Origin of the sequence: Nocardioides sp. NPDC127514, assembly GCF_040302125.1 — a bacterium.
Classification (GTDB): Bacteria; Actinomycetota; Actinomycetes; order Propionibacteriales; family Nocardioidaceae; genus Nocardioides.
In genome coordinates, this window is the sequence record NZ_JBEORF010000002.1 from 249135 (window position 1) to 259399 (window position 10265).

The window sequence follows — 10265 nt, forward strand, 5'->3', positions numbered from 1 at the left end:
GCGGATCCTGCCAGCGCGGCGAACCCTCACGACACCGTGTCGCGGGCTCATGTCCGAGTTGTTGTCGCCTTGTGGGCGACGCTTGGCTCAGATCGGCAGGACGACCTCGGCGTTGAAGGTCTCCACGACCGGTTCGCCCGCGAGATTGGGTCCGATGCTGGTCAGGGTCGCGTTGCCGATCGGGCCGATCCGCATCCAGGTCGCCGGCGGGGCGTTGAGCACCTCGCGTACGAACCAGGCGACCACGAACGCATGCGTGACCAGCACGATCTCCTCGTCGTGGTGCTCGAACCAGAGCTTGTGCCAGGCGGCGGTCAGCTCGGTGCCGTCGAGATCGCGCTCGGCCTCCGGGACGTCCTCGAACCACTCCCAGCGGTGGGTCGGGTAGTCGCCGCGACGCTCCGCCGAAGGCACCGGCGTGCGGTCGGCGAGAAGGTCGGAGGGCACCGCCCCCGCGCCGAGGCCCTCGGTGAGGATGCGGGCCGTCTCGGACGTACGCCGGCTCGGGCCGTGCAGGACCTGCCGGACCGGACGGAACGCGAGCCGGTTCGCGAGTGCCTGGACCTGGCGTCGGCCGAAGTCGGAGAGGCCGGGGTCGACAGTGTCCCCGCCGGCGGCTTCGCCGTGGCGTACGAGATGGATCACCCGCAGGACCCTAGTATCCGGACGCGCGAGGAGCGCGGAGACGCGCTCAGACCGTCAGCCGCTGCCGGATGATCTTGCGCCGAAGCGTCACCCGGCGGGTGCCGTCGGCGGTGATCCGGACGCGGTCGAGCTCCCAGCCGCCGTGCTCGGCGCGCTCGACGAGGAGCTTGGTGACGATGTTGCGGGAGAACTCACGCGAGAAGATCACCTTGTCGTACTCCCACATCACTCCCGGGCGGGGCGGACGGCGTTCGGCTCGAGCCAAGGCAGCACTCCTTCTGATGGACTACTCAGGAGAACCAGTGTGCCTGAAGAGATGTTCCCCCGGGGTGGTGTTTTCAGTCCCGGGAATCAGACGGCGGAGACGTCGTCGAGAGCGAGCGCGATCTCGGGCGGGAGAGTGAGATCGGCGACCTGGAGCGCCTCCTTGAGCTGAGCCGCGGTGCGTGCCCCGAGGATCGGAGCGGTGACCCCCGGACGGTCGCGTACCCAGGCCAGCGAGACCTGCAGCGGCGTCCACTCCAAACCCTCGGCGGCCTTGGCGACGGCGGTGACGATCCCGCGGGAGCGCTCGTCGTCGAAGGCGTCCACCCGGGCGGAGAAATTCGGGTCGGCGCCGCGGGAGTGCGACGGGATGCCGGTGCGGTACTTGCCGGTGAGCACGCCGCCCGCCAGCGGGGACCAGGCCAGCAGGCCCATCCCCAGCGCCTCGGTGGCCGGCAGCACCTCGTACTCGATGTCGCGGGCCAGCAGCGAGTACTCCACCTGCGTCGAGGCCAGCGTCGCCCGCCCCGGGACGGCCCGCTGCCAGGTCGCGGCCTGGGCCGTCTGCCATCCGCTGTAGTTGGAGACACCGACGTAGGCGGCCCGGCCGCTGCTCAGCGCCATGTCGAGCGCCGTGAGCGTCTCCTCGAGCGGCACCTCGGGGGACCACACGTGCACCTGCCACAGGTCGACGTGGTCGACGCCGAGCCGCTTCAGCGAGGCGTCGAGGCCGGTCAGCAGGCCACCGCGCGAGGTGTCCACGCCCCGGTTGCCGCCGCGCCAGGTGATCCCGCCCTTGGTCGCCAGCACGACGTCGTCACGACCCACGACACGCTCCTCGAGGAGCGAGCCGAGCAGCGCCTCCGAGGCGCCGTCGCCATAGCCTGCGGCGGTGTCGACCAGCGTGCCGCCGGCCTCGGTGAAACCGGCCAGCTGCTCACGGGCCTCGTGCTCGTCGGTCACGCTGCCCCAGGTCATGGTGCCCAGGGCGAGAGACGAGACTCGCAGCCCAGTGGCTCCGAGGAGTCGGCTCTGCATGAGACCCAATCTATCCGGGCCGTCCGCCGTGCCCGGGCCGGACACGCTGTGCTGTGACGGCGGACACTCCGAGAGGGAGGCAGCGGTCGGGTGCTGCGTACATGCCCCTTAGAGTTTCCGCCCGTGGATTATCTGCAGGCGATCGCACTGGGCATTCTTCAGGCACTCACCGAGTTCCTGCCCATCTCATCCAGCGCGCACCTGCGCATCTTCCCCGAGCTGCTCGGCTGGGGAGACCCCGGCGCGGCCTTCACCGCCGTGATCCAGATCGGCACCGAGCTGGCCGTGGTCTTCTACATGTGGCGCAACATCCGCGACATCATCGTGACCTGGTTCCGGAGCCTCTTCAACGCCGAGCTGCGCAGCCACACCGATGCCCGGATGGGCTGGTTCATCATCGTCGGCTCGATCCCGATCGTGGTGATCGGATTCGTGATGAAGGACATCATCGAGCACGACCTGCGCAGCCTGTACGTCGTCGGCACCATGCTCGTGGTCATGGGCATCGTCCTCGGCATCGCCGACCGCATCGGCGCCAACCGCAAGCAGTTCGACGACCTGTCCTGGCGTGACGCGATCCTGATGGGCTGCGCCCAGGCCTGCGCGCTGATCCCCGGCGTCTCGCGCTCGGGGGCGACCATCTCGATGGGCCGCGCGCTCGGCTACGAGCGAGCCACCGTGACCCGCTACGCCTTCCTGCTGGCGCTGCCGGCGGTCTTCGGTGCCGGTCTGTTCGAGATGGGCGAGATCACCCACGGCGCCAACCTCTACGGCTGGGGCCCGACGATCGTCGCCACGATCGTCTCGTTCGTCCTCGGCTACGCCGTGATCGCGTGGCTGCTGAAGTACCTCTCCCACAACACCTACACCCCGTTCGTGATCTACCGGGTCGTCCTCGGTCTCGTGGTTCTGGGACTCCTCGGCGCGGGTGTGCTCACCGAGTGGTGATCGTGACAAACTCACGGATGTGTCTGAGTCTGGCAAGAAGCCTGCCGTAACACCCGCTGCCATCGAGGAGGCCGCCGCGCGCACGATCGCCACGCGCACGGCGGTCGAACGCTCGGTCAGACTCTCGGAGAGGTACGCCGCCGAGGTCCTGCTCAAGCGGGAGGACCTGCAGCTGGGGCGCTCCTACAAGGTCCGGGGCGCCTACAACCTGATGAGCTCGCTGACGCCCGAGGAGCTCTCCCGAGGTGTCGTCTGTGCCTCCGCCGGGAACCACGCCCAGGGCGTCGCGATCTCCTGCGCCCGCCTCGGGGTGCCCGGCCACATCGTGGTGCCGACCAACACGCCCAAGCAGAAGCGCGACCGGATCACCGCCCTCGGCGGCTCGCATGTGACGCTCACCCTGCACGGCTCGACCTACGACGAGGCCTCGGCCTATGCCTACGAGCTCGGCCGCGGGCTCGGCGCCACCTATGTCTCCGCCTTCGACGACCCGCGCACGATCGCCGGGCAGGGCACGGTCGGCTACGAGCTGACCTCCCAGATCGGCGAGCCGCTGGACGTGCTGCTGCTGCCGGTCGGTGGCGGTGGCCTGGCCTCCGGCGTGGCGACCTGGGTGCGCGAGGTCTGGCCGCAGACCCGGATCATCGGGGTCGAGCCCGCGGGCGCCGCCTCGATGGCGGCTGCGATCGCGGCCGGTGAGCCGGTCCGGCTGGAGACGCTCGACACGTTCGTGGACGGCGCCGCGGTCGCGACCGCGGGGAAGGTGACGTACCCGATCGTCAAGGAGTACGTCGACGAGCTCGTCTCCGTGCCCGTCGGCGCGATCTGCGTGGAGATGCTCGAGCTCTACCAGACCGAGGGGATCATTGCCGAGCCCGCCGGCGCGCTCGCGGTGGCGGCCCTGAGCCAGATCGACCTGCGCGGCGCCTCGCGTGTCGGCGCCGTACTCTCCGGCGGCAACAACGACGTCTCCCGGTACTCCGACGTGCTCGAGCGGGCGCTGATCCACCAGGGCCTGCGCCACTACTTCCTGGTCTCCTTCCCGCAGGCCCCCGGCGCGCTGCGCGGCTTCCTCGACGACGTACTGGCCGACGGCGAGGACATCGTCGTCTTCGAGTACGTCAAGAAGTCCAACCGCGAGCACGGCCCCGCCCTGATCGGCATCGACCTCGACTCCGCCGATGGTCTCGAGGGGCTGCTCGAGCGGATGGGTGCCAGCGACCTTCTCATCGAGCGGATCGAGCCCGACTCACCGCTGTTCACGTTCCTGCACTGATGCCCGTGTCAGCCAAGGTTTTGGGGGCTTTCGCCGTCGTCGGCGCCGTGATCGTCTCGGCGTGCTCCAGCGAGGCTGTCGACGCCGGTGGCGATCCTGGCCGGATCACCCACCGCGCCGTCGCAGCGGTCGCGCTTGAGCACCTGCCGACCGACACCTCGACCCGGGCCGCTTCCTACACCGACGAGTCCACGCCGTCCGAGCAGGTCTCGGTCGACCTTCGCTACGGCGCCGACGGCGAGTACGACGGCGACCTGGTCGGCGTGGCCGTCTCGGCTCAGCCGCCCGCGGAGGGCGCGTGCCGGCGCGAGCTCGGGCAGCACTGCGTCGACCTGCCGACCGAGGTGAAGAACGCCGAGATGCAGCTGCGCTGGACCGAGGAGGAGCCCGAGGAGGACCCCGGCAACGTCGGGATCGTGCTGCTGCGCGACGACGGTGAGAGCGCCTCGATCGACTACTCCGGGCCCACGATCACCGGCGACCCTCGTGAGCTGGACATGCCGATCAGCGTCGAGAAGCTGGTCGCCGTCGTCGAGGACCCACGGCTCCGCTACCAGGCGACCTCCTCGACCCTCGCCCTCGGCGAGGAGCTCGACGACTGGGAGGGCGGCGAGCCCGACCCCGAGGCGTACGAGCTGGTGCGCAACACCGACCACGGCATCGCCCAGGCCTATGTCGGCGGCCGGGGTGGCTACGGCGATTACGAGGGCGTCATCCGCTCCCCGCTGCGCGAGCAGTTCGGCGACAAGGCCATCGGAGGGCGGCTGCTGCGGCGCGCCGATGGCGTTCCCGGTGCCGAGGTCGATGTCATCGCCGCGCCGTCCCCTCCCGCCTGGATGACCCGTGAGCCCTGCTCCGCGCCGACGCTTCGTCGGCGCTGCGTGACCACCGAGGGCACCCGTGGCCCGCTGGTCTTCGCCTGGCAGCCCGCCAACGACACTGATGTGGGTTGGGCCTGGATGATCTCGTTGCGCAAGGACGAGGTCGTCGCGGTCCGTTATCGCGGCCAGCCGATGCCGAAGGCCTTCGACGATGCCGCCTTCCTGACCGAGTGGTTTCAAGGCGAGCAGCTCGACGCGAAGGGCGGCGGTGAGGCCGATTCGGAGTTCGCCGACGACCTCTCCCAGTGGTGCGACCGGGAGCATCTCGAGGCCCGTCCGGTCAAGCAGCTCGACTGATTGCGAAAAGGCGTGAACCGGGATTGCAGGGCGGACACGCGACGCCAGAGCCGTCAAACGTGAAAGACTGGCAGCAATGAGTACCACCCCGCACCACGTCGCGTGGCTCGAAGCGAAAGCCGAGAAGTACGTCGAAGACGCACAGGTCTTCACGAGCGCGCGGAGCAGCGATCTTCAGGTCGGCGGGCTCACGGGGGAGCAGTGGGCCACCGTGTATCGAGCCGTCGCCTACGAGCTCCGGGAGTGCGCACGCGAGGTGGCAGAGCACCGGCAGCGCAGCTGGTGGCGCAGAGGCTAGCGACGCGGGTCAGAACCAGCCGGATTTGCGGAAGAAGATCCACATCCCGGTGATCACGCCGCCCATGAGCAGCAGCGCGAACGGGTAGCCGAACCGCCAGTCGAGCTCGGGCATGTGGGTGAAGTTCATCCCGTAGATCCCGGCGATGAGGGTCGGCACCACGATCATCGCCGCGCCCGCCGAGATCTTGCGCATGTCGTCGTTCTGCTGCAGCGAGAGCTGGGCCAGATGGGCCTCGAAGGCGGAGGACAGCAACGTCTCGAGATTCTCGATCGACTCCACGATCGAGGCGAGATGGTCGAGGACGTCGCGGAAGTAGGGGCGCAGGTCGGGGTCGATCCCGCCCTCTCCGTTGGCGAAGCGGCGTACTGGCTCGCGCAGCGGCATCACCGCGCGGCGTACCTCCGCGATCTCCCGGCGGAGCCGGTAGATCCTGGCCGAGTCGTGGGTGCGCTCGTCGGAGAAGACCGAGGTCTCGACCTCGTCGACGTCCTTGGTGAGCTCGGTGGCGACGTCCACGTAGCCGTCCACGATGTAGTCGACCACCGCATGGACCGCGGAGTAGGGCCCCTCGCTGAGGAGCTGCTCGTCGCTGTTCTCCAGCAGCTCACGGGCCGGCGCGAGCCGGGTTCCGCGACCGTGGCGGACCGTGATCACGTAGTCGGGGCCGATGAAGAAGGCGACCTCGCCCGTCTCGACGGCGTCCTCGGAATCGACGTACCAGAGCGTCTTCACGACCAGGAACATCCCGCCCTCGTAGCGCTCCAGCTTGGGCCGCTGGTGGGCGGTCAGCGCGTCCTCGACGGCGAGCGGGTGCAGCCCGAAGGCCTCGGCGACCTCCTCGAGCTCGTACTGGCTGGGCTGGTAGAGCCCGAGCCAGACGAAGTCGCCCTCGTCCTTCACACCGCCGCGCAGCGTGGCGTAGTCGTGCGGTGCGCAGTCGATCCTGTCGCGCGCACCGCCGCGGTAGAGAGCGCTGTCGACGATCACGTTGTCAGGTTAGGGCATGCTGCACGGCATTGTGGGTCGGCTTCGCCGGTGTGGATAGGGTCGCCAGTCGTGGCGACGATGATCCTGGTGAGACACGGCCGTACGACGGCCAACGCATCCGGCACCCTGGCCGGCCGGCTTCCTGGGGTGAGGCTGGACGAGCGTGGCGTGGAGCAGGCGGGCAGAGCGGCCGAGCGGATCGCGCCGGTCCCGCTGGCGCTCGCGGTGACCAGTCCGATGGAGCGCTGCCAGCAGACGCTGTCGGTGATCCTCGAGGGTCGCGCCGAGCAGCCCACCGTCGTCGTCGAGGACGGCGTCTCCGAGTGCGACTACGGCGAGTGGCAGGGAGAGAAGATCACCACGCTGGCGCGTCGCAAGCTGTGGAAGACGGTGCAGACCCAGCCCTCCGCGGTCACCTTCCCCGGCGGCGAGTCGATGGCCGCCATGCAGGCCCGAGGGGTCGAGGCCGTACGCCGCCACGACGCCGCCGTCACGGCCGCGCACGGTGACGCGGCGGTCTGGCTGTGCGTGAGCCACGGCGACCTGATCAAGTCGATCCTGGCCGATGCGCTCGGGATGCACCTGGACCTCTTCCAGCGGCTGCACGTCGACCCGGCCTCGATCTCGGTCGTCCGCTACGGCGAGGGGCGTCCCTCCGTCCTGGCCACGAACACGCACGCCGGCGACCTGTCCTGGCTGGCCCCGAAGCCGGCTGCGAAGAAGGGACGCAAGTCGTCGCGGCGGCGCAACGACGACGCCGTCGTGGGCGGCGGCTCGGGTCCTGAGCCTGGTCTGGATAAGGTTTGACCATGCCTGTGATGCACGCCTTCGACCCGCCCGAGCGATTCGTCGTCGGCACCGTCGGCGAGCCCGGGGCGCGTACGTTCTTCCTCCAGGCGCGTGAGGGAGCGCGAGTCGTCTCCGTGGCGCTGGAGAAGCAGCAGGTCACGGTGCTCGCCGAGCGGCTCGACGAGCTCCTCGACGAGGTGATGAAGTCGGCGCCCGCCGTGGTGCCGGCGATCGCTCCCTACGACCTCGACGACAACGGCCCGCTGGAGCAGCCGATCGAGGAGGAGTTCCGGGCCGGCACGATGACGCTGGCCTGGGACCCCGACGAGGACAAGGTCGTCCTCGAGGTCTTTCCGATCAGCGAGACCGAGATCATCGCCGAGGTCGATGAGTCGGGCCAGCTGGTCGACGAGGACGCCGTGGCGGCGATCGAGCTGGAGGAGCCGGAGCCCGACGAGGTGCTTCTGGTGCGGATCGCTCCGCGCAACGCCCGTGCCTTCGTCAAGCGGGCCGAGGCGGTGCTGGGCGCCGGCCGCCCCAACTGCCCGTTCTGCGGCAGCCCGATCGACCCGGAGGGACACCTGTGTGTCCGGGCGAACGGGTTCAAGCGGCGTGACCCGGTCTGAGCCTGTGGATCCGGCTCCGGAGATCGCCCCCAGCGCCCCCGAGAACGAGGGGACGCTGGAGCTCGTCGGGCGGCTGACCACGGCCTCGAACGCGACGTTCCTGGCCACGCTCGGCGAGTCCGAGGTGGTCTACAAGCCGATCGCGGGGGAGCGGCCGCTGTGGGACTTCCCCGACGGGCAGCTCGCGCACCGTGAGGTCGCCGCGTACCTCGTCTCGCAGACGCTGGGATGGTCGGTGGTCCCCGAGACCTGGCTCGGCGACGGGCCGCACGGCCCGGGGATGATCCAGCGCTGGGTCCACGCCGACGAGAGCCTCGAGCCGGTGACCATCGTGCCGGAGGGGGAGGTGCCGGACGGCTACCTCCGGGTCTTCGACGGCTTCGACGACCAGGACCGGGTCGTCACCCTGGCTCACGAGGACACGCCCGGGCTGCGACGGATGGCGGTCTTCGACGCGATCACCAACAACGCCGACCGCAAGGGCGGCCACGTCCTGCCGGTCTCCGGTGAGCGCCGATACGGCTGCGACCACGGGCTGACCTTCCACGAGGAGCCGAAGCTGCGCACCATCCTGTGGGGATGGCGGGGGCAGGGCTTCGCCGACGAGGAGCTCTCCGGCATCCGGGCGGTCCACGCGGGGCTCGACGGTGCGCTGGGGCGGGAGCTGGCTGCGTACCTGACGGGTCAGGAGGTCGACGCGCTCGGCCGGCGCTGCGAGACCCTGCTCGCCGAGGGGGTCTTCCCACGGCCGGAGTACGACCGTCATGTCATCCCGTGGCCGCCCTTCTGAGACTGGTGGTCCCCGCCAAGTAGGCTGCACCCATGCGCGCATGGTCTGCACCCGAAGTCCCAGAACTGTCCGTCACAGGGCCCGAGGTGCAGCTCTATGACCATCAGCGGGACGCGGTCGTCCCGACGGAGGGTCAGGGGCGGCGTTCGCTGTACGTCTGTGGCATCACGCCCTACGACGCGACCCACATCGGCCACGCCAACACCTACGTCGCCTTCGACCTGCTCCACCGGGCGTGGCTCAACGCCGGCTACGAGGTCGGCTACACCCAGAACGTCACCGACGTCGACGACCCGCTGCTCGAGCGGGCCGACAAGGTGGGGATCGAGTGGGAGGCGCTCGCCGAGCGCGAGACCGAGCTCTTCCGGCAGGACATGGAGGCGCTGCGGGTCGTGCCGCCGCAGCACTACATCGGCGCGGTCGAGTCGATCCCGCTGGTGCTCTCGCTGATCGGTGAGCTCGAGGAGGCCGGCGCGATCTACAAGGTCGACGAGGACGTCTACGCCTCGGTGGCCGTCGACGAGGAGTTCGGCGCCGAGTCGCGGATGTCGCGTACAGAGATGCTGGAGCTCTTCGGTGAGCGTGGCGGCGACCCCGAGCGGGCCGGCAAGAAGGACCCGCTCGACCCGCTGCTGTGGCGTGCTGAGCGTCCCGGCGAGCCGGCCTGGCCCTCGCCGTACGGTCCCGGCCGTCCCGGCTGGCACATCGAGTGCACCGCGATCGCCCTGGAGCACCTCGGTGCCGGGTTCACCGTCCAGGCCGGCGGCTCCGACCTGGTCTTCCCGCACCACGAGATGTCCGGCTCCCACGCGCGATCGGCCGGCAAGGACTTCGCCGAGATCTACACCCACGGCGGGATGGTGGCCTACGACGGCCACAAGATGTCCAAGTCGCGCGGCAACCTGGTCTTCGTCTCAGCCCTGCGCAACTCCGAGATCGACCCGATGGCGATCCGGCTGGTGCTGCTGGGCCACCACTACCGTGACGACTGGGAGTGGACCGACGCCAAGCTCTTCGACGCCGTCGACAAGATCGCCGAGTGGCGCAAGGCCGTCGCCCTCGGTCGCGGCGCTCCCGCGGCCCCGGTCGTCGAGACGGTCCTCGGTGCGTTGGCCGACGACCTCGACGCCCCGCGTGCGGTCGAGGCCGTCGACGCCTGGGTCGCCGCCACCCTCGGTGAGGGCGGTCTCGCCGAGACCTCCGACACTCTCGCCGGCGAGACGATCGCGAAGGTCGTCGACGCGGCGCTGGGCATCAAGCTCTAGCCGAGACGTCACCCCGGTCGGTCGAGGCGTCACGTACGTCGGCCGAGATGTCATCGTTGTGACAGGGGCGCGAGTTCCCGCTGTTCGTCTTCGTGTTCCTGGTCGCGCTGGGGACCGCCGAGCCGTGGTGGACATGGCCGCGGCGGTTGTGATCCTGC

The 10265-nt window shown here is 69.8% G+C and carries 12 protein-coding genes; 8 read left to right on the top strand and 4 right to left on the bottom strand.

Translation table 11 applies throughout. From position 1 onward, the window contains the following. Positions 1-87 precede the first annotated feature (87 nt). The 3 genes from ABTX24_RS02660 to ABTX24_RS02670 all read right to left on the bottom strand — a co-directional run bounded on the left by ABTX24_RS02660 (position 88) and on the right by ABTX24_RS02670 (position 1947). A complete protein-coding gene (locus ABTX24_RS02660; RefSeq protein ID WP_350837250.1) occupies positions 88-645 on the bottom strand; it encodes a histidine phosphatase family protein in 558 nt (185 codons plus the stop codon). A 46-nt stretch (positions 646-691) separates the two neighbouring features. Next, entirely contained in the window at positions 692-871 is a 180-nt protein-coding gene (locus tag ABTX24_RS02665) for a DUF5703 family protein (protein ID WP_160028907.1), read from the bottom strand. A gap of 125 nt (positions 872-996) precedes the next feature. After that, a complete protein-coding gene (locus tag ABTX24_RS02670) occupies positions 997-1947 on the bottom strand; it encodes an aldo/keto reductase (RefSeq protein WP_350837252.1) in 951 nt (316 codons plus the stop codon). Positions 1948-2070: 123 nt separating this feature from the next. Between ABTX24_RS02670 and ABTX24_RS02675 the strand changes: the two genes are divergently transcribed. The 4 genes from ABTX24_RS02675 to ABTX24_RS02690 all read left to right on the top strand — a co-directional run bounded on the left by ABTX24_RS02675 (position 2071) and on the right by ABTX24_RS02690 (position 5647). Continuing rightward, on the top strand, positions 2071-2895 hold the full coding sequence (locus ABTX24_RS02675) for an undecaprenyl-diphosphate phosphatase (RefSeq protein WP_160023895.1): 825 nt from the start codon (positions 2071-2073) through the stop codon (positions 2893-2895). Positions 2896-2914: 19 nt separating this feature from the next. Further along, the gene (ilvA, locus tag ABTX24_RS02680; protein WP_350837254.1) at positions 2915-4171 is read left to right on the top strand and encodes a threonine ammonia-lyase IlvA; all 1257 of its coding nucleotides are present in this window, start codon (positions 2915-2917) and stop codon (positions 4169-4171) included. Positions 4172-4176: 5 nt separating this feature from the next. Next, complete coding sequence (locus ABTX24_RS02685; RefSeq protein ID WP_350837256.1) at positions 4177-5349, top strand: hypothetical protein; 1173 nt, start codon at positions 4177-4179, stop codon at positions 5347-5349. A gap of 76 nt (positions 5350-5425) precedes the next feature. Continuing rightward, the gene (locus ABTX24_RS02690) at positions 5426-5647 is read left to right on the top strand and encodes a hypothetical protein (RefSeq protein ID WP_350837258.1); all 222 of its coding nucleotides are present in this window, start codon (positions 5426-5428) and stop codon (positions 5645-5647) included. Positions 5648-5656: 9 nt separating this feature from the next. Here ABTX24_RS02690 and corA read toward each other — a convergent pair whose 3' ends face one another. Next, a complete protein-coding gene (corA, locus tag ABTX24_RS02695) occupies positions 5657-6637 on the bottom strand; it encodes a magnesium/cobalt transporter CorA (protein WP_160023891.1) in 981 nt (326 codons plus the stop codon). Between the two features lie 78 nt (positions 6638-6715). Between corA and ABTX24_RS02700 the strand changes: the two genes are divergently transcribed. From ABTX24_RS02700 to mshC, 4 genes are read left to right on the top strand one after another with little or no spacing between them, the layout of a single operon-like run. Further along, complete coding sequence (locus ABTX24_RS02700) at positions 6716-7444, top strand: MSMEG_4193 family putative phosphomutase (protein WP_502891065.1); 729 nt, start codon at positions 6716-6718, stop codon at positions 7442-7444. A gap of 2 nt (positions 7445-7446) precedes the next feature. Then, on the top strand, positions 7447-8052 hold the full coding sequence (locus ABTX24_RS02705; RefSeq protein ID WP_160023889.1) for a DUF3090 domain-containing protein: 606 nt from the start codon (positions 7447-7449) through the stop codon (positions 8050-8052). Next, a complete protein-coding gene (locus ABTX24_RS02710) occupies positions 8039-8842 on the top strand; it encodes an SCO1664 family protein (protein ID WP_350837261.1) in 804 nt (267 codons plus the stop codon). The genes ABTX24_RS02705 and ABTX24_RS02710 overlap by 14 nt, the downstream gene beginning before the upstream one ends. 32 nt (positions 8843-8874) lie before the next feature. Continuing rightward, entirely contained in the window at positions 8875-10107 is a 1233-nt protein-coding gene (gene mshC, locus ABTX24_RS02715; RefSeq protein WP_350837263.1) for a cysteine--1-D-myo-inosityl 2-amino-2-deoxy-alpha-D-glucopyranoside ligase, read from the top strand. The last annotated feature ends 158 nt before the right edge of the window (positions 10108-10265 follow it).